General features: G+C 42.1%; 14 protein-coding genes and 3 pseudogenes. 9 read left to right on the forward strand and 8 right to left on the reverse strand.

What is annotated here, in order from left to right:
• Positions 1-85: 85 nt before the first annotated feature.
• From AC4HAL_RS00650 to AC4HAL_RS00665, 4 genes and pseudogenes are all read left to right on the forward strand, one after another.
• Positions 86-943: a metallophosphoesterase gene (locus AC4HAL_RS00650; RefSeq protein WP_491092477.1), complete on the forward strand. Its 858-nt coding sequence runs from the start codon at positions 86-88 to the stop codon at positions 941-943.
• A 464-nt stretch (positions 944-1,407) separates the two neighbouring features.
• Positions 1,408-3,183, forward strand: a complete 1,776-nt coding sequence (locus AC4HAL_RS00655) for a glycerophosphoryl diester phosphodiesterase membrane domain-containing protein (protein WP_491092529.1) — start codon at positions 1,408-1,410, stop codon at positions 3,181-3,183.
• Positions 3,184-3,532: 349 nt separating this feature from the next.
• Positions 3,533-3,910, forward strand: coding sequence for a hypothetical protein (locus tag AC4HAL_RS00660; protein WP_491092478.1), 378 nt, complete (start codon positions 3,533-3,535; stop codon positions 3,908-3,910).
• Between the two features lie 26 nt (positions 3,911-3,936).
• Positions 3,937-4,196 (forward strand): annotated as a pseudogene (locus tag AC4HAL_RS00665) (transposase); the annotation flags it as partial.
• A 60-nt stretch (positions 4,197-4,256) separates the two neighbouring features.
• On the opposite strand, the pseudogene AC4HAL_RS00670 reads toward AC4HAL_RS00665, so the two are convergent.
• The 3 genes and pseudogenes from AC4HAL_RS00670 to AC4HAL_RS00680 all read right to left on the reverse strand — a co-directional run.
• Positions 4,257-6,203, reverse strand: a pseudogene (locus AC4HAL_RS00670) (PHB depolymerase family esterase); the annotation flags it as partial.
• 344 nt (positions 6,204-6,547) lie between these two features.
• Positions 6,548-6,668, reverse strand: a pseudogene (locus AC4HAL_RS00675) (YSIRK-type signal peptide-containing protein); the annotation flags it as partial.
• A 217-nt stretch (positions 6,669-6,885) separates the two neighbouring features.
• Entirely contained in the window at positions 6,886-8,430 is a 1,545-nt protein-coding gene (locus tag AC4HAL_RS00680; protein WP_491092479.1) for a peptide chain release factor 3, read from the reverse strand.
• Positions 8,431-8,745: 315 nt separating this feature from the next.
• Here AC4HAL_RS00680 and AC4HAL_RS00685 point away from each other — a divergent pair, with 315 nt between their 5' ends.
• From AC4HAL_RS00685 to lrgB, 5 genes are all read left to right on the forward strand, one after another.
• Positions 8,746-9,390, forward strand: coding sequence for an HAD family hydrolase (locus AC4HAL_RS00685; RefSeq protein WP_491092480.1), 645 nt, complete (start codon positions 8,746-8,748; stop codon positions 9,388-9,390).
• 60 nt (positions 9,391-9,450) lie between these two features.
• Positions 9,451-11,202: a LytS/YhcK type 5TM receptor domain-containing protein gene (locus AC4HAL_RS00690; protein WP_491092481.1), complete on the forward strand. Its 1,752-nt coding sequence runs from the start codon at positions 9,451-9,453 to the stop codon at positions 11,200-11,202.
• Entirely contained in the window at positions 11,183-11,917 is a 735-nt protein-coding gene (locus tag AC4HAL_RS00695; protein WP_491092482.1) for a LytR/AlgR family response regulator transcription factor, read from the forward strand. The genes AC4HAL_RS00690 and AC4HAL_RS00695 overlap by 20 nt, the downstream gene beginning before the upstream one ends.
• A gap of 153 nt (positions 11,918-12,070) precedes the next feature.
• A complete protein-coding gene (locus AC4HAL_RS00700; RefSeq protein ID WP_491092483.1) occupies positions 12,071-12,535 on the forward strand; it encodes a CidA/LrgA family protein in 465 nt (154 codons plus the stop codon).
• A 1-nt stretch (position 12,536) separates the two neighbouring features.
• Positions 12,537-13,262 (forward strand): antiholin-like protein LrgB, encoded by a 726-nt coding sequence (lrgB, locus tag AC4HAL_RS00705; protein WP_447452434.1) that lies wholly within the window; start codon positions 12,537-12,539, stop codon positions 13,260-13,262.
• Between the two features lie 178 nt (positions 13,263-13,440).
• Here the strand turns inward: lrgB and AC4HAL_RS00710 are convergent, their stop codons facing one another.
• The 5 genes from AC4HAL_RS00710 to typA all read right to left on the reverse strand — a co-directional run bounded on the left by AC4HAL_RS00710 (position 13,441) and on the right by typA (position 19,773).
• Positions 13,441-14,619: a cell division protein FtsQ/DivIB gene (locus tag AC4HAL_RS00710; RefSeq protein ID WP_491092485.1), complete on the reverse strand. Its 1,179-nt coding sequence runs from the start codon at positions 14,617-14,619 to the stop codon at positions 13,441-13,443.
• A 10-nt stretch (positions 14,620-14,629) separates the two neighbouring features.
• Positions 14,630-15,709 carry a UDP-N-acetylglucosamine--N-acetylmuramyl-(pentapeptide) pyrophosphoryl-undecaprenol N-acetylglucosamine transferase gene (locus tag AC4HAL_RS00715; protein WP_491092487.1) on the reverse strand — a complete coding sequence of 360 codons (1,080 nt, stop codon included), beginning with the start codon at positions 15,707-15,709 and terminating at the stop codon, positions 14,630-14,632.
• A gap of 2 nt (positions 15,710-15,711) precedes the next feature.
• Positions 15,712-17,067 (reverse strand): UDP-N-acetylmuramoyl-L-alanine--D-glutamate ligase, encoded by a 1,356-nt coding sequence (gene murD, locus AC4HAL_RS00720; RefSeq protein WP_491092488.1) that lies wholly within the window; start codon positions 17,065-17,067, stop codon positions 15,712-15,714.
• A gap of 216 nt (positions 17,068-17,283) precedes the next feature.
• Positions 17,284-17,586 (reverse strand): DUF3165 family protein, encoded by a 303-nt coding sequence (locus tag AC4HAL_RS00725; protein ID WP_491092489.1) that lies wholly within the window; start codon positions 17,584-17,586, stop codon positions 17,284-17,286.
• A gap of 345 nt (positions 17,587-17,931) precedes the next feature.
• Positions 17,932-19,773 carry a translational GTPase TypA gene (gene typA, locus AC4HAL_RS00730; protein WP_491092490.1) on the reverse strand — a complete coding sequence of 614 codons (1,842 nt, stop codon included), beginning with the start codon at positions 19,771-19,773 and terminating at the stop codon, positions 17,932-17,934.
• Between the last annotated feature and the right edge of the window lie 251 nt (positions 19,774-20,024).

The following is a 20,024-nucleotide window of genomic DNA, read 5'->3' on the forward strand; positions in this document are numbered from 1 at the left end:
TGCTACTACAAAAATGAGACTCGACGATCTGGCTCCCAGACTAAATAGCTAACACCGGAAAGCATTTTTCTGTTACAATAGACCCATGACAAAACTAGCAATTATGAGCGACCTCCACATCGATCTTAACCGATTCAGCGAGTTTGAAATAAGAACTCTTCGCGCAACCTTGATAGATAAAAAAATCGACCACCTTCATATCGCCGGTGATATTTCCAACCACCACACAGAGGTCTCTCTTCCCTTCCTAAACAGTCTAGCTCAGGATTTTGAAGTAACCTATAACTTAGGAAATCACGATATGCTAGACCTATCCGATACTGAAATCGAGACTTTGGATTTCCAAGTTTACAACTTGGGACAGCGGCAGCTTTTAGCCCTTCATGGTTGGTATGACTACTCCTTCTCACCTGAGCCCATTGACCAAATTATACGACGCAAGAAAACATTTTGGTTTGACCGCAGACTGAATCGCTCCTTAGGTGACGCTCAGATTACGGAGCGCATTTTAACAAAATTAGAAGAGCAGCTAAATAAATTAGATACCAGCCGGCTGATTATTGCCATGCATTTTGTCCCCCATAGCCGGTTCACTATGACCCATGAGCGCTTTATGCCATTTAATGCTTTTCTAGGTAGTCAGAAATTTCACCAGCTCTTCTCAGCTTACGGGGTTGCAGATGTCGTTTTTGGTCATGCTCATCGCTCCTACGGTGATACTACTATTGATGGCGTCACCTATCATTCAAGACCTCTGGGCTATATCCGCGAATGGGATTTGACGATCGACTTTGTATCCAACCATCCTGAACTCAACCCTACGGGGACTTGGAATCTCTCCAAACGCTACAATCTCGTCAAAAATAATCCTGATTACCAAGCGCATAAACGAAGCCATCTGTCACAAGAATTAGAGAAATCTATGACTGTATTTGATGGGTAATTATTACAAATGGTTTGGCTCAAAGCTAGGTCATTTTGAATAGTCCGCCTAGCCTTAATAAATTGTCCAGACTTACGTCATAAAATAAATCAAACCTGAACCAAGATTATGTTACAATAATCTTAAAACTATCTATAAATCAATAGCTTTTTAAAAATTGAACTGATTTGATCGCTTTTGAATAAGGTCACAATACGACTGGATAGATTTCGTCTGCTGGTTGCCTTGGCCAACTGAGCGAGCGTATGAGTCCTTGCCGCTATTTCAGGCAATCTTGAACTTATAAAGCCCAGGATCTCACAGCCACGGTTGAACCGTATAAATTTATCTGTGTTTGTACCCAAGGATAGTCAGCAGTTGTTTTTTTTCTTGATTTATTGCTGCTTTGACCCTATTTTTCGACCTCTAACTGTCAACCAGATTATTTATCAAATCAGTTTTGTATTCTAAGAGAAGGAGGATTTATCTTGTCGCTGCGATCTTTATTAAAAGAGGTAGGGAAAAATTTGCATACCTATATTTGGGCTTACATCTTGACCAGCATTGTGCTCCAGATTGGCTTAGCATATGTCGCTAAGGGGATTCTGGCCTTTGTCTTTAACCGTATTCTGCTTTTTGCCGGGATAACCGGTCTCAGCCCTGATGATCTGCCGGAACTTTTTGCACACCCACTAGCCCTCAGTTTTCTATTTATCTACTTGCTACTTTTGGCCAGCATGATCTATTTAGAATTTGCCATTTTAACAGCGACAGTCGCCAATACCTATCAGGGACCTTCCCTAAAGCAGCGCCTGAAAGAACTTCCCTATAAGCTCCGTCAGCTCCTTGGGCCTCAGTTGTTGATTTTCCTCTGCTATCTTTTACTCATGGTCCCTATTGCTAATCTTGGACTAAATTCAACCCTCCTTGAACACTTTAAAATTCCTAACTTTATTTCAGAAGAACTGGTTAAAACACAAACAGGTAAGGCTTTCTACTGGGCGATGCTTGGACTGGTAACCTACTTAAACCTGCGATTTATCTACTTTCTGCCTCTTTATACCTTAAGTAGTCACAAGCCCAGTCAAGCGCTAAGAAATAGTTGGTTGCTTACTAAAAATCAGCAAATAAAGCTTTTAAGCCTAGTTGGTATCTATACATTTGGAACTAGTGCATTCTTAGCCCTGCTCTACGGTATCAGCATCCCCTTCTTTACACTTCTGGATCCGGATGGACAAAATCTTGTCATTGAAACTTTTTTCTACAGCTTGATGAGGAGCCTGACATTTGTCCTTCATACCGCCTTAAAATATGCCATTATCATCACTCTAGTACAGCAGCTCTTCCTGAGTAATGCGCTGTTATCAACAGCTTCACCTACTAAAAGAGAAAGCAGGACAGCAATTCCTAAATGGTCTCGGCCCATCTTTATACTAAGTCTAATCATTTGGATTGCCTCCAACGGCCTCTCTTTATATCTCCTACAGAATACGAATCATCCCCAAATGGTTGCCCATCGTGGGGATGTCAGTCGTGCCGTTGAGAACTCCATCCCTGCTATGCAGGCTGCTCACAAGGCTGGAGCTGATTATTCGGAGATGGATGTCGTTATGACCAAAGATCATCAATTTGTCGTCAGTCATGACGAAAACATCAAACGGCTGACAGGGATTAATAAAAATATTTCTGACATGACCTTAGCCGAAGTCACTAGTCTTAAAACTCACCAAAACGGCTATACCAGTCATATCGCTTCCTTTAAAGATTTTATGACAGCAGCCCAGCAAGATCACCAAAAAATTGCTATTGAACTCAAGCCTTACAACCATAACCCTCAAGTCTTCCTTGATGCTTTTATCAAGGAGGCCAAACAGCTGCATATCACAAAAAACAACAAGATTATGTCACTGGACCGTCAGCTGATTGAAAACCTTGAAACTAAACTGCCTCAGGCTGATACCGGTTATCTTATTTCCCTGCAATTTGGACCAATTCCCGATTATCAAGTTGACTTTTATGCCTTAGAGGAATTTTCTTACAACGATATCACTCTCCTGTCAGCTGCCCAACAAAGAAAACAGCTCTATATTTGGACTATCAACCAAGACAGCCTGATGATGCAATTCCTTCAGAGTCCTATCCAAGGTATTATTACCGACGACTTAAAACTGTATAGAGAGGATAGAGATGACATCGCTAATGACGACAGTTACTTCGATCGTGCCTTAAGACTCTTAAACATTGAGTTCAATGGCTCCTAATAGTGCTTTCTTAAAATCTACTTTTTTCAAAACCTGACTTATAATAGATAATCCTCTCTGCTGTTATTTAGCCAAAAAACGCTTGTGAAAAGGAAAAATAAAATCAATCATTGTAAGGCTATCAATTTTCCTTGTTTTCCCTTGCTATTTATTGGGCTCTGTAATTCCTGCGGTGGGTAAATCCCCATCAGAAATTACAGAGCCTTTTTAGGTGATGAATGTTCAATGCTCAGATGCTGGTTTATCCATTCTACTTCAGCTTAACTTTTGTCATCGCAACTTAATTTGCATTAGCTGCTTCTCTCTGATAGACTGAATCAAGCAAAGATAAGTATCTAAGGAGAAAGACATGGAATCGAATAACTTAGCCAGTATTAATGCTAAATTAGGCTTATATGGAGGGGGATTAGCTCTAGTTTTAAGACTGTTAAAATGGAGCATTTTTTCCTATATGGCTATTCAGTCAACGACTTCCGATGATGAAGCTCTAGCAGGACTCACCTATCTAGTGTTTGCTTTTATCAGTCTCATAATAAAAATTATCACCTTCATCTATGGTCTTCTGGCTAAGAGAAAATATTCTGGACAAAATAACATTCCATCGGCAGCTCATACCCTCTTTATCATTGCTCTCCCCGTCAATATCTCCTTTGGTTTTATCGCAGATATTAGCTGTATCATAGGCGGTTATTTTTACAAACAAGGCCTGAAAGATTTCAAAGAATAGTTGTATGCACTTAAAGCCTGCTTAAAAAGGAATTCTCAAGACATCATGAACTCACCTATAAGCTTAGTGTTGAGGTTTATTTCCCTAACTCATGCGCCTTGCAATGTGGAACAAATGAGAATACAAACAGACTATTACAGGAATACTTCCCAAAAGGAAGTGATTTAACAGAAGCACACCAATCATTCAGAAATGGGAGGATAAGTTAAACAACAGACCACGAAAATATCTAGGCTGGAAAACTCCTTATGAAGTGTTCGACGGAAAAAATGTGCACTTAATGTGACAATTCATCATACAAAAAGATCCCAGATAGGACATCTGAGATCTTTCTTTTTATAGAGGATTACCGACGGCGTCTCACCTGAGCATTGAGCCAATCAAAGACATTGCCGTAAGATCGATCATTTACGACAGCTTGACCATCACCACCGTGAGTAGCATTAGTCGCTACCATTCCAGATAAACCATCCCAGTTTTTAGCATTATCCGTATTTTGAACACCAGTAACCTGATCATTCAGGAAGTAAATCCAGGACCAGTGACCATTGTAGGTAATGTTAGGATTAAATTGACCGACATTACTCTCAAAGTAAGAGAGCCATTTATTTTGTGCACCTGCTTTAAGCAAGTCTTTATAGAAAGGCAAAACATTAGTATCAGGGTCAACAGTATCATCTGCCCGCGTATGAATCAGCCACATGGGTTGATTTCTCAAAGCGCTAATAGCCGTAGCACTAATCGTTTCATTGTTATTGCTAAGATAGTCATCATAAGGAGCAGCGATTGGTACTAGGGCAGCAAAGTAATTTGGATAGGCTACCCCCATATCTAAGGTCATCCCCCCACCATTGGAGACTCCGGATAGGTAAATACGCCGGCTGTCAACATCAGGATGCGCAGCTACATAAGAACGAATCGCTGCCATCAAACTGGATGTGTCGTCCTTATTCCAAGGCGTTGGCGTTTGCAGCACAAGAACGTAAGCTCCTTTCTGCTTCCCCCTACCTGTTGATGTAAAGTGATCTTGGATAGAATCTTCAGTTAGCTTAACAGCATTGCTCGCTAAAAGAGGAATATTTACATCTGTACCAACCTCCCCAACACCATGCAACCAGACGATAAGTGGATTCTTTTCACCAGCTTTGGCCTGCTCAGGCTGGTAGGCAGCATACTGATATTGACCGAGTTTACCGCGTTCTGAAAAGCGATCAGTATCGGGTAAGAGACGATTATTAATGGCATCTTGTTCAGAATTTACAGTCTGATGCTTATCCGAACCATCAGCCTCTACTTGTAAATTATCAACCTTAACTATGTAACTGCCAACCCAGTTATTACGGAAGGCAGCAAGATCAAAAGTGAATGGCGAGGCATTCTTACTGCTATCTGCTGTATCGTAAGGAACATCCAGCTCCAAGGTCACATAGTTGCTACTATCAAAATAGACGACATGGCCTTCTGCATCGGATACATAAGAATTGAGAATTTTACGTTCAAGCCCTGCAGTAGCAACAGTCGCCTCATTGTGGATAACCGCAGGAGTCACTGGTTGATTAAACTGCAGGATCACCTTTGACACACTGGGACCGAATTCATAGCTGCTGACAACAATACTGGATTTAACTGTCTCAATCTGATTGAGAGCCACTGCTTCCCCTTGATGATTAAAGTCATAAGTAACACCATCAATCACTCGGGTGGTGTTTTTGACTAAATCTCCTGAACCTGCCTCATAGTAGTGCTTAGCACCATCAAACTCTGCAAAATCTCCCTTGACTTGACTGCCGTCGGCGTTAAAGTAAAGTTCTTGGTCATTGATCGTCTGCGCTCCGGTCAGAGGAACACCATCCGATCCCAGATAATACCAGTTATCAGCGACTTGGAGAAAACGATTTTCTACACGATTACCGCTGTTTCTATCATAGTAGTGGTTTTTACCATCCTTATCAACCGCAAAAATACCCTTGGCTTGCTTACCAGTATCAGGATCAAAATAAAGATTCTGGCCATTGATAGATTGAGCTCCTGGCACGCGGGCACCATCATTTCCATAGTAGAACCAAGTCTGGACATCACTACCCATACGGAAGCGATTGAACCACTTCTCACCGCTATCGGCATCGTAGTAATAAACCTTATTGTCAATAGTAACTTCTTGTCCCTTGATTTGCTTACCATCTTGGGCAAAATACATTTCCTTGCCCTGAATCGTTTGGCTGCCTGTGACATTATTGCCCTCGTTATCTAGATAGTACCAATTCCCCTGACCATCATCAACAAAAGTGTTACGATAGCGCGTCTTAGCAACATCAGCCTGCCTAAAAGCTAATTTTGCGACTTCTGGGCTAAGGGCTGGCATGCGAGACACCGCCGCTTCTGTCTGTAACTCTACCGACTCAGAATCCAGCGATTGACTGACAGCTGTGCTGGTATTTTCTGACGTTTCAGTTGCTTGAACTTCGCTACCAATAGCTCCATCTTCCTGACTGGAAGCAAGTTCTTGATCTTGTCCTTCTGAAGGCGCTACTGCAGTGGGAGCAGCTGTTACCTGCTCTTTTACTTGAGTGTGCTCCTCTGACTCAGACAGCTGATTGACAGCTGTCTGCCCTTGACTACCTGGTTGAGCTTCCTGATAATCCGCTTCATCAGCTTGAGCAGCGCTGGCTGCTCCTGTTAAAGAGGCTGCAACGGCGACAGAAGCCAGCCCAAATTTCAATTTGCGAAAACTGAAGTATTCTTTTTTTTCCAATGACATAGACATTTCTCCTTTTAATGATAATTTACGCTATTGTAACATAATTTTCATATAAAAAAGCTGTCATCTCTACAACAAATTGCTTACAAAACCTATATCTATCAATAATTTTTCTGATTTATCACTAATTAATGAGATGTTTTGATAATCTTAAATATCTGCCTAACCTAAGAACCCCATATAAAAAGCTACCCTTGACGGTAGCTTCTACACATAATTACATTTTCTCTTCTAACTCCACATCTGGATACTTATCTGCAAACCAGCGTAGGGCAAAATCATTCTCAAAGAGGAAAACGGGTTGATTGAAACGATCCCTGGCAAGAATATTACGGCTGGACGACATACGCTCGTCTAGATCCTCGGGCTTAATCCAACGCACCGTTTTGCTGCCCATCGGTGTCATAACCACTTCAGCATTGTATTCCCCCTCCATACGATGCTTAAAAACTTCAAATTGTAACTGACCGACAGCTCCCAGCATATATTCGCCGGTTTGGTAGTTGGTATAGAGCTGGATAGCCCCTTCTTGCACCAGCTGCTCAATTCCTTTATGGAAAGACTTCTGCTTCATGACATTCTTGGCTGAAACCTTCATAAAGAGTTCGGGTGTAAAGGTTGGCAGCGGCTCAAATTCGAACTTATTCTTACCGACAGTAAGAGTATCCCCAACTTGGTAAGTCCCAGTATCATAGACGCCAATAATGTCACCAGCAACAGCATTTTCCACGTTTTCCCGTGATTCTGCCATAAATTGGGTAACATTGGACAATTTAGCCCCCTTACCCGTCCGCGTTAGGTTTACTGACATACCTCTCTCAAACTCACCAGAAACGATACGCACAAAAGCAATACGGTCGCGATGGCGGGGATCCATATTAGCCTGAATTTTGAAAACAAAACCGGAAAAATCCTTATCCAAAGGATCAATCACACGATCATCCGTCGTTTGGTGGCCGTGTGGTTCTGGGGCAAATTCTAAAAAGGTATCAAGAAAGGTCTGTACCCCAAAGTTTGTCAAAGCCGAACCAAAGAAAACGGGAGTCAGCTCACCTGCTGAGACAGCTTCTTCTGAAAATTCATTTCCGGCCTCAGTCAGAAGCTCGATATCTTCCTTAACCTGCTCATAGAAGGGATTCGAAGCAAAGAGACTATCACCTTTTTCAATACTCGCAAAACGCTCGTCCCCCTTGTAGAGCTCTAATCGCTGATTATGAAGATCGTAGAGTCCTTCGAAAGCTCGCCCCATACCGATTGGCCAGTTCATAGGATAGCTGGCAATACCTAGGACATCCTCTAGTTCTTCCAAGAGATCTAAGGGTTCGCGCCCATCACGATCCAACTTATTGATAAAAGTAAAAACGGGGATACCGCGATGCTTGACCACCTCAAAAAGCTTCTTGGTCTGCGCCTCAATCCCCTTAGCAGAATCAACTACCATGACAGCTGCATCCACCGCCATCAAGGTCCGATAAGTATCCTCTGAAAAGTCCTCGTGCCCTGGGGTATCGAGGATATTAACCCGTTTACCAGCATAATCAAACTGCATCACAGACGAAGTTACTGAAATTCCGCGCTGTTTCTCAATGTCCATCCAGTCAGACTTGGCAAAGGTTCCAGTTTTTTTTCCCTTGACGGTACCCGCTTTGCGGATTTCACCCCCAAAATAGAGCAGCTGCTCAGTAATGGTTGTCTTACCTGCGTCTGGGTGAGAGATAATCGCAAAGGTTCGCCGTCTTTTAATTGCATCTTGAAGTGTCATCTTGCTTCCTTTATTATTTGAAATAGTAGGGCAAGCCCCAGCCCTTGCTACTTCAAACTCTATTCTTATATTTATTACAAGCCGGCCAGAGGCCGAGCTAACAACGTCCTATTATAGCGAAAGATGGAGAGATTTTCAAATTAGATTTAAAATTCTCGTTCCCCTGCAAACTAACCTCAAAGCTTAATGCCACTGAATTTTAATAGCTTCTTTGCCTTTTCCTTATTTATACTCAAAGAAACAGGCTGGCTATCTCCTAGTTGAAAATGTAAAAGATAACGTTTACAATAGAGGCACAAGATTGAGGAGGAAGCCATGAAAAAAATTATTATCTTCGATATGGACGGTGTTATTGTTGACTCAGAGTATACTTTTTTGCAGACAAAAACGCAGATCCTGAGGGATCATGGGATTGATACAGATGAAAGTTACCAATATCAGTATATGGGGACCACCTTTGAATTCATGTGGCAAAAAATGAAAGACGAATTTCAACTGCCTAAATCTGTATCAGATTACATTGCAGAAATGAATAAACGGCGTTCTGAAATGATAGCGCGCGATGGCATCCGTCCCATCAAGGGTGCCCAGCGGTTAGTACACTGGCTTTACGATCATGATTACCGTTTGGCTGTTGCATCATCCTCCCCCTTAGGTGATATTCAGTATGCGCTGACAGAGTTAGAGCTGGCAGACTGTTTTGATTACATGGTGACTGGTGAAGCAGTACCGCATTCAAAACCGGCTCCCGACATCTTTTTAAAAGCAGCTCAACTTTTAAATGTCAATCCCGCCGACTGCACCGTTATCGAAGATACTAAAAATGGCAGTCTGGCCGCCAAAGCAGCTGGAATGTACTGCTTTGGTTTTGCCAATCCCGATTATCCACTCCAAGATTTAAGTGCAGCTGATAAAATTATCACAGACTACCAAGCTATCTATCCTTATTTAGCCGAATAGGCTCTTTAAGGCAGATACTAGGGATAGTCATACAGCAAGCAGCTATGGGAGGCTCTCGCTATGTTAATGATTCTGCTTTTCCAAAGGCTGGGAATTATTATGATTCTGGCCTTCTTACTTGTCAATAACAGTTACTTTCGGCAGCTAATTGGTGAACGATCCAAGCGTGAAACAATTGCCTTGATGATCATCTTTGGTATTTTTGTCATCATCTCCAATATGACGGGAATCGAAATCAGAGGAGATCGAAGCTTGGTTGAAAGACCGATCCTCACCTCAATTTCACACTCTGATTCATTGGCTAATACTAGGACACTAGTCATCACTACCGCCAGTCTAGTAGGGGGACCTCTAGTCGGTACGGTGGTAGGCTTTATCGGCGGTATTCATCGCTTCCTCCAAGGAAATTTTTCCGGTGCCTTTTATATTGTCAGTTCTTCTCTAGTCGGCTATCTCAGCGGTCGCATTGGCGATTATCTAAGAGGTAAAAGGCTCTATCCATCTACGGCCCAAGTGATCTTTATCAGCTTGTTGGCAGAGTCTATCCAGATGCTCTTTGTTGGATTTTTTACAGGTTGGGATCTGGTCAAATTAATCGTCATCCCGATGATGCTGCTCAACTGCCTGGGATCGACCCTATTTCTGGCTATCCTCAAGACTTATCTTTCTAATGAACAGCAGCTGCGGGCTGTCCAGACACGGGATGTCCTAGATTTAACGCGGCAAACCCTGCCCTATCTCCGACAGGGGCTGAGTCAGCAATCAGCAGCTAAGGTCTGCACCATTATCAAAGCCCATACCAATTTTGATGCCGTAGGTCTGACGGATCGCACCAATGTTCTAGCCCACATAGGAATAGGGCAGGATCACCATATTGCTGGACAGCCCGTTAAAACCGACCTTTCTAAAAGTGTTATCTTAAGCGGAGAATCTCAGACTGCCCTTGATAAATCAGCCATTTCCTGCCCTGACAAAAGCTGCCTTCTCAATTCAGCTATTGTCGTTCCACTCAAAATCAACACTAGGACTGTTGGAGCCCTGAAAATGTACTTTGCTGGTGATAAACAGATGACAGAGGTAGAAGAGAATTTAGCTCTAGGCTTAGCACAGATCTTCTCAGGACAGCTGGCCATAGGCATTGCTGAGGAGCAGAATAAGCTCGCCAGCATCGCTGAAATTAAAGCCCTTCAAGCTCAAATTAATCCCCACTTTTTCTTCAATGCTATCAATACCATCAGCGCCTTAATCCGTATCGATGCCAGTAAGGCACGCTACGCCCTCATGCAGCTGAGTACCTTCTTTAGAACCAGCCTACAAGGCGGTCAAGATCGTGAAGTAACCCTAGAGCAGGAAAAATCCCATGTCGATGCTTATATGAATATTGAAAAGCTCCGTTTTCCTGACAAGTACCAGTTAGACTATAACATTACAGTCCCAGAATCCATGACTCTTCCCCCCTTTGGACTTCAGGTTTTAGTCGAAAACGCTGTTCGCCATGCTTTTAAAGACCGCAAAACCAATAACCGTATTCTTATTACGATAACAGATGAGCAAGGCAGTTATAAAATAGTTGTCAGGGATAATGGGACAGGGATTTCTTCTGCCATCATTGATAAGCTAGGTCAAGAAATTGTCTCAGAAAGTACAGGTTCGGGGACTGCCTTAGTCAATCTTAACAATCGCCTTAACCTTCTTTACGGCAGTGTCAGCCGCCTGCATTTTGACAGTGACTCTGAGGGAACCACTGTCTGGTACACTATTCCTAATAATATCAATGCCGGAGATGATAAGCATGAAAATTCTGATTCTTGATGACGAACAACTAGCCAGGCAGGAATTAAACTTTTTAATCCAGAACAGCCAGCAGATTGCTCAGCCAGAAATTTTTGAGGCAGAAGATATTAGCTCAGCAGAAAAAATTCTCTTTCGTCAGGCAATTGATTTGATTTTTCTGGATATCTCCCTCAGTGAGGAGAATGGCTTTACTCTAGCCAATCAATTAGAACAACTGGCCCAGCCGCCTCTTGTTGTTTTTGCCACCGCCTACGACGACTATGCTGTTCAGGCCTTTGACAGCAATGCTGTAGATTATATCCTAAAACCCTTTGAGCAGGAACGTGTTGACAAGGCTCTAGCTAAGGTACAAAAAATTCAGAAACTAAACACCCCTGAGACAGATACTGCCAAATCACAAAAAAGTGTTGAATTACTGACCTTGACACTAGCCGACCGCAGTGTCGTTTTAAAACTAGCCGATGTCGTTGCCGCCAGCGTTGAAGATGGTGAGCTAACTGTCAGCACCAAAGATAAAAGTTACACCGTCAAAAAGCCTCTAAACTGGTTTAAAAAGCGGACGGTTTCTCCCAATCTTTTGCAAATTCATCGCAATACCATTGTCAATCTTGAAATGATTAAAGAAATCCAGCCTTGGTTTAATCACACCCTTCTGCTAGTCATGACTAATGGTGACAAATTCCCTGTTGGACGCTCCTATTTAAAAGCATTAAACAACCACCTTACCCTATAAAAGTTACCTATCAATACAAAGATGTGTTGTCGTTGAGAAGTTGAAAATTGTATTTCAGCTTCTTTTTTTTGCAACCGGGCTTAGGGTTGAAAACGTTTACTAAAAAATTTTATATAATAAAGCCGTTCAATAAAGAAAGGAGCTATCTGCATCATGAAAAAAACAACTGAGTCCCACCAAACTAAATCAGCACCTATATTTATCCAAATGTCTATCTATACAGCTATCCTTTTGGTTTCTCAAATCATCTCTGAGCTGCTGCCCAAAGCCTTGCCCATTCCAGCTACAGTTATCGGGCTTATCTTGATGTATGCTCTACTCAGCAGCCACCTCATCAAGGTAGAATGGGTAGACTCCTTAGGGTCTCTCCTTATCAGTATGATTGGTTTTATGTTCGTTCCATCAGGCATCTCTATCGCTGCCAACCTCAATATCCTTCAGGCAGAAGGCTTACAGTTAATACTGGTCATTGGATTGTCAACAGTTGCCATGTTGGTCATCGTCACTTATGTTACTCGTGTTATTCTATCTCTAAGACAAGTCAGTCTAGCTAAATTAGCAGAAAAACTTCATTTTCATACATCGAAAAAATTTGCAAAGGAAGTAGAGGGTAAATAAAATGGAACTATTGAAAACACCTATTTTCGGTATTTGCTTCTCGCTGATTCTCTATACCATCGGTCAGTATCTCTTCAAGAAAAGCAAGGGATTCTTTCTCTTGCAGCCCCTTTTCTTTGCTATGGTTGCCGGTATTATTCTCTTGATTTTACTGGCTAAAGGACTGGGTACCGATGCTAAAACCCTCTACATCCAAGCCTATAAGCCCGGAGGTGATTTGATTTTCTGGTTTCTCAACCCAGCCACCATTGCTTTTGCTGTACCGCTTTATAAGAAAAATGCCACTATTAAAAAATACTGGTTGGAAATTCTCACCAGCTTAACATTAGGCATGGTTATTTCTTTAATGCTCATTGTTAGCATTTCTAAAATGATTGGGCTCAGTCATGTCAGCACTGCTTCTATGCTGCCACAGGCTGCAACAACAGCTATCGCCCTCCCTATCGCTAGTGCCATTGGAGGTAATTCAGCTGTTACCGCCATGGCTTGTATTCTCAACGCCGTTATTATTTACGCTTTAGGTAAAAAACTCGTTAAATTCTTCCGTCTTGATAAAAGTGAAATTGGCGTCGGCCTAGGGCTGGGCACCTCAGGCCATACCGTTGGAGCGGCATTTGCTCTAGAGCTAGGAGAACTGGAAGGAGCCATGGCTGCTATCGCTGTGGTTATTATCGGCCTAGTTGTTGATTTTGTTATTCCTATTTTCAGCTACCTAACTGGCCTATAGACCTAGAAAAAAGGGAGTCATCCGCTCTTCTCTAAAAACTTGTGCCTAAGTAGACAAAACCTCCTTATAAAGCCAACTTTTATTCAAGCTCAAATCATTTAACCTAACAGAAAAAAAGAGAGTTTTATCACTTCCTTCCACTTGAAACACAACATAGCTTATAGTTTTTAAAAGCAGCCTACTGCTCTGAGTTGGCTGCTTCATTTGTATTACTATCAGAACTTTCAGCTTCAGGCTGAGAAACATCAGGCTGATTGTCTTGGTTAGGGTCAGTTTCAGGGACCGCATCATCTGCCGCCGAACTTTCAGATGTCTCACCTTCCTGATTAGAGTCATCACCCTCATCACTAGTAGCAAAGATACCGACCTCCATATCGACAACATGGTTGTCCTTCAGATTATCCTTAATTTTATCATAGTATGGCAGCTTCTTATCAATCTGCGACAAGGGAACATAAACAATATTGCCATCCTGCATATCTAATTTCAACAAGTCAGAAGTCGTTTTCGAACCTGCTAAGCTAATCACCTTAATCTCTGAAATCAGGTTTCGGTCCATTTTGGTTAACTTTTTAATCAGACTAGATAAGTACTTACCATTTTCAAGATTGATCGTTGTAAACTGTTCAGGTAAATCATTAGCCTCAAGACTGTTGAGACGGGTCCCACTTTCTAAAATAGGCTCATAGCCTTGGTCAGTTTGGGCATAGGCTACAATATTATGTTCTTTTACCTTAATGGTGAAAGTAAAAGGAAAGTGGTAATCTACTTTGGCTGATTTAACCCAAACATCATTTTTCTCAATAGAGCGAGCCAATTCAGAACGGTTAAAAATCGTTGAGAAGGTATAGGAGTCATCTGCTAATCCAGAAGCTTTAACCACAGTTTGACTGTCTGTTCTATTAGCCCCATCAACGGTAACCTGCTTAATTTTGCTGGCTGGAGTCATCAGATAAAGTGAGAAGATTATCCCCAGAATAGCAGGCACTAAGACGCTAGTCATTCGCCGCTTAAACTTAGTCGAAAGAGAGTTAGTTTTAGGTTTCGACTTGGCAGCTGCCTTCTTTTGCGTTTTTTTCTTAACTGGCTTCACCTTTGTTTTTTTTGAAGAGGTCTTAGCAGATTTAGACTGGGTAGCAGACTCAGATTCCCTTTTTCTCTCGTCAAGCTCCTTTTTACCAGTAGATTTTGCTTGCAGGCGTGCTCGCTTTTGTGCCTGCAGTTCCTTACGCAGTTTTTCTTGCTCTTTCTTTTCTTTTTCTTTTTGCTTTAAAAAGTCCAGATTGCGTTTCTGCCACTCCGTCAGCCCGTTTTTCTCTTCCCCTTTCGAGGAATCATTCGTTGGTTTTTTAGCCAAGGTCTCCCTCCTATTTCTTCTGGATAATAGCAGCACTTAAAAGTTTGTAAAATTCATCCGGTGATTTCAATTCTTCTGTTGCCGCCATAGCTGCCAGATAGCTATCTTTTTCTTCCCAAAGCTGATCTAACTTGGATTCAAGCTCATCTAAGGTCAAGTCTGACTCAGCCAGCTGCTGGGCATAGCCCTTTTTCTCGAAATAAGCAGCATTTTCCAATTGATCACCGCGACTAGCTTCTTTGCTCAAGGGTACAATGATATGCAGTTTGCGCATGGCCAAGAGCTCAAAAATGGTATTAGAACCACCTCTTGTAATAACAACATCTGCCATATCCATCAGGGGTTGATAGAGATCTGTAACATAATCTACACGATAGAGATTCTTGCTCAGGCTATTGAGGCTCTTATCACCTGAAATATTGATAACATTATAATCTCTCAGTAAATCAGGATTGTGACTAATAAAATCATTGAAGACCTTAGCACCAGCCGAACCGCCAATAAACAGGAGGGTCTTTAGCTGTGAGTCAAACTGAGCCTTGATAGAAGCAATTTCAGCAGGCTCTTCCGAAATTTTTGCAGCAGCCTTCTTTACAACCTTAGTAATGGCACCGACATGCTGTGCCTTGCTTAAAGATGTTCCCAATTCAAAGGTTGTGTACATTTTTGTCGCAAATTTATAAGCAATGCGGTTGGCCAAGCCCATGGATAAGTCTGACTCATGCACAAAAACAGGCACACCTAGCAACTTAGCGGCTACAACCGGCGGGACAGAAACAAAACCTCCCTTAGAAAAAAGAGCTTGTGGCCTAATCCTAGCAATAATGGCTAACGACTGCAGAACACCCCAGCCAACCTTGAAAATATCCAGCATATTTTGAAAAGAAAAATACCGACGCAATTTTCCGGTTGCGATACTGTGAAAGGTCACGTCAAAGCCTGATTGTTTTAACTGCTCATGCTCAATACCATGTTTATCACCAATATAGTGAACTTCCCAGCCATCTTTTAAAAACTTAGGAATCAAAATTAGATTTAAGGTCACATGACCGACCGTCCCACCGCCAGTAAAAACTATCCTTTTAGCCATGCCTATTCTCCTTGGAGTGCTTCAAAAGCAGCGATAAACTCGTCACCACGGACTTCAAAGTTTTTATACATATCCCAGCTAGCATTGGCAGGACTAAGGAGAACAGTGTCTCCCTCATCAGCTTCTTCAAAGGCCAACCCCGCTGCTTCCTTAACATCCTGAGCATCAATATAAGAGACCCCAGCCTTATCAGCGGCTCGTTTGAGACGGGGAGCTGACTCACCTAGAATAACCATCTTTTTAAGTCCTTCAATGTCAGGCACTAGATCATCAAATTCGTTTCCACGATCCAAACCACCGGCAATGAGGATAACCTTACCATTAGCAAAGCCAGACAGAGCTTTTTGAGTAGCTAAAATATTAGTTGATTTACTATCGTTGTAGAAGGCTACACCATCGACCTGTCCTAGAGATTGCAGACGATGTTTAACACCCCCAAACTGCGACAAAGTCTCAACAATAGCTTGATTAGAAATCCCCGATAGCTTAGCAACAGCAATTGTCGCCAGGGCATTTTCAATATTATGACTGCCGGGCACTCCCAAATCATCTGCCGCCATAACAGCCTCCCCCTTGAAATAAAGCTGACCATCGAGCAGATAGGCGCCATCTACAACTTCTTGTGTTGAAAAGGGTACGATGCCTGCGGCAGTCTTGGTAGCTAAATCCTTAGCCAAATCTTGATTAAAATTAAGCACTAAATAATCATCTGCCGTCATATTTTTTTGAAGATTCCACTTAGCCGCAACATAAGCCTCAAAGGAGCCATGATAATCAAGATGAGTTGGCATAAGATTGGTAATAACTGCTATGTGAGGATGAAAATTCTCTATTCCCATCAACTGAAAAGAAGACAGCTCCATAACAAGAATATCCTCTGTGGTAGCTGACTGGGCAACTTCAGAAGCTGGGTAGCCAATATTACCAGACAATAGACCGGATAGGCCGCCATTGTTGAGAACATCCGCAATCATAGTCGTTGTTGTTGTTTTACCGTTGGAGCCTGTAATACCAATAATTGGACTTTCAGAAATACGATAGGCTAGTTCAACTTCTGTGTAGACAGGAATCCCCTTCTCCAAAGCTTTAACAACCATAGCATTATCATAAGGGATGCCTGGATTTTTTACCATGCAGGCAAAGTCCTCATCTAAAAGTTCTATAGGATGAGAACCACAAATAACCTTAATTCCTTCTTCCAGCAGCGCTTGAGCTGACGGATTTTCCTCAAAAGGCTTACCATCATTCACCGTCACAATAGCACCCAGTTTTGATAAAAGACGGGCAGCCGCCTCACCTGAACGGGCCAACCCCAGAACCAGCACTTTTTTATTTTCAAATTCTTTAATTGCTTTCATATCGCGCCCACTTCTAACCTAGTATAGTTCTCTTTATTTTACCCTTAATCTCCCGCTTTTTCAAGATAAAGAAAAAATGTTGATCCTTTTCTAATAAAGAGGACAGTCAGCCTTCTTTGGCTTTATAGTTTCTGTAGTCGGTAAGACTCCCATCAGAGGTTTAAGGCCTTTTGTTTAAGCTAAAAAGAGCCTGACTGAATCGTCCGGCTCTTCAAACTATGATTTAAAATGATTAATGATAAAATCTCTAAAACCAATGATATACTTGCGGTGTTTATTAGGCCTAGATGAAAGCCTGATAACATCCCGCAGACTAAAATAAGCCACTCCAATCATCGCTATCCCTACAAAAACTTCAGGAGGCGACTGAATCAACTTGACGAATCCCAAAATGGACATAACCAGTAGGACTGCCACAATTCCCATGGTTGAAATCATATTCATAGTATTCTTGACGGTCTTAGGAGCCGCAAAGAAATAATAAATCGCAATGAGAATTGCTACAATAAAATAAAACATCCGCGCCTCCTTTTACTAAGATACCCCTCCCTAAAAAGCAAATTGAAAATAGAAGATCAACAGAAAGTCCTTTTTTTCTAACCGCTCCGTTCCTTTAAACAGACTTTGAGGCAGGGGCCATATATAAAATAGCAAGTTATTTGGCCTCTTAGTACCAATAAGAATCCGAATAAAATGCATCGATGTCTGGAAAATAATTATATTCCTAAAACTGCTTTATCCAAAGGAGCTGCACCTAAGCAATCACTTCTCCTTTGACACATCATTGAGACTTCTTGCTTCAGTAGCAACTATCACGTCAGCTGATAGATATTCAAACAAGAGTAAATAGTTAACGCCGCCTGTTTATTCAGCTGATTTTTTCTTTTTATTAGCCTTATCACGGGCTGCCTTATTTAAGATTTGCTTACGCAGGCGGATAGATTCTGGGGTCACTTCCATGTATTCATCATCATTTAGAAATTCTAAAGATTCCTCTAAGGTCAGAATACGCGGTGTCTTGATAACAGCTGTCTGATCCTTAGTTGCTGAGCGAACATTGGTCATCTGTTTAGCTGTTGTAATATTAACCCCTAAATCATTGTCACGAGAATTTTCGCCGACAATCATGCCTTCATAAACCTCAGTGCCCGGATTAACAAAGATAGTACCACGCTCCTCAATACGCATGATAGAATAAGTCGTTGCTTTACCATTTTCAATAGAGACAAGAGCACCACGATGACGGCCGGAAATTTCACTAGGAACGACTGGCAGATATTGGTCAAAGGTATGGTTCATAATGCCGTAGCCACGCGTCATAGATAGAAATTCTGTCGAATAGCCAATCAAACCGCGAGCTGGAATCAAAAAGATTAAGCGGGTCTGGCCGTTACCAACCACCTGCATATCCAACATGTCACCTTTGCGTTCAGACAGGCTCTGGATAATAGCTCCCTGATATTCTTCCGGTGTATCAATTTGCACGCGTTCAAATGGTTCACATTTGACCCCATCAATTTCCTTGATGATGACCTCCGGACGCGACACTTGCAACTCATAGCCTTCACGGCGCATAGTTTCAATCAGGATAGATAGATGTAATTCTCCACGGCCTGAAACAATCCATTTATCCGGAGAATCTGTGGGATCAACACGCAGTGATACATCTGTCTGCAGTTCTGCTAAAAGACGCTCTTCTACCTTACGTGACGTTACCCATTTACCTTCACGACCGGCAAAAGGAGAATTGTTAACCAAGAAGGTCATCTGCAAAGTGGGTTCATCAATATGAAGGATCGGCAGAGGTTCAACCGCATCTGTCGGCGTGATGGTTTCACCAACGAAAATATCTTCCATACCTGAAACAGCAATCAAATCCCCAGCCTTTGCTTCTTGAATTTCTCGACGTTCAAGGCCGAAGAAACCAAAAAGCTTGGTCACACGAAAGTTTTTACTTGTGCCATCCAGTTTAGAGAGCGTTACCTGATCACCAACCTTGACAGCTCCACGGAAGACGCGACCGATACCGATACGACCAACAAAATCGTTGTAATCCAAAAGAGAGACCTGAAATTGCAAAGGTTCATCAGAGTTGTCAATCGGTGCAGGAATATGATCAATAATGGTATCAAAGACCGGTGCCATAGTATGTTCTTGCTCCGCCGGATTATCCGATAAAGATGATGTGCCATTGATAGCTGAGGCATAAACAACTGGAAAGTCCAGCTGGTTGTCATCGGCTCCTAACTCAATGAAGAGCTCCAGAACTTCGTCAACTACTTCATTGGGACGTGCCGCTGGTTTGTCAATCTTGTTAACGACAACAATCGGTGTTAAATTTTGCTCCAGAGCCTTTTTCAGCACAAAACGAGTCTGGGGCATGGTTCCCTCATAAGCATCCACAACCAGAACAACACCATCAACCATCTTCATGATACGCTCAACTTCTCCACCGAAATCTGCGTGTCCTGGAGTATCCATGATGTTGATACGTACATCGTTATAGGCCACTGCTGTATTTTTAGCTAAGATGGTAATTCCACGCTCTTTTTCTAGGTCATTGGAATCCATCGCACGTTCATCCAACTCCTTGCGTTCATCAAGCGTATGGGATTGCTTCAAAAGTTCATCGACCAGAGTTGTTTTCCCATGGTCAACGTGAGCGATAATAGCGACATTGCGAATATCTTCTCTAAGTTTAGTCATGATTTCCTCTATTTATCTATAAATATTTCAACCTTTTTATTGTACCACAATTTCCCCTTTAAATCAGACCTTTGAGCATGTAAACGTTTTAAAGTGAAGCTTCCAGCTGCTTCACCGTTTAATTATTTTATTACCTACAACCACTGAAATCGAAGCATTTTCTGCTATAATAAATCCACAAAGCGGATGTGTCTACGCCACTGCACAAAGAGACGAAGTCTTCCCAACTACTTGATAGCTGGCCGAGCGTC

It is taken from the genome of Streptococcus sp. ELY_125 (assembly GCF_058314535.1).